This is a genomic window from Paraburkholderia sp. RL17-373-BIF-A (assembly GCF_046030175.1).
Taxonomy (GTDB): Bacteria; Pseudomonadota; Gammaproteobacteria; order Burkholderiales; family Burkholderiaceae; genus Paraburkholderia.
Genome location: NZ_JARESO010000517.1, coordinates 1 through 279 on the forward strand (window position 1 = coordinate 1; position 279 = coordinate 279).

General features: G+C 63.1%; 1 protein-coding gene. It reads right to left on the reverse strand.

The window, feature by feature from the left end; translation table 11 throughout:
* On the reverse strand, positions 1-279 hold a 279-nt coding region (locus P0D80_RS51605), incomplete at its 5' end, for a hypothetical protein (RefSeq protein WP_408296773.1).

Genomic DNA, 279 nt, shown 5'->3' on the forward strand with positions numbered 1-279 from the left:
TCAGCAGACGCGCACCGATGCAGCGCTTGATGCGCGAGATCTGCGCCTCGACGGGAGAGCGCTTGCCGTAGCCATATTGGTTGCGAACGCATGGATGCCCTTTGCCTGAATGTAGCCCACAATCTGGTCGTGCCAGCCTGCTTCTGCCTTGCCAAGGATCACAGCATGGGCCGGTGGCGGAATGACCGGCAGCACGCCGCAGCGAGACCAGGCTTCAGTGCGTTCAATGCTGTAGTACGCACCGTCGGCCATCACGCCGTCGACCGGCACCTCGCCCGA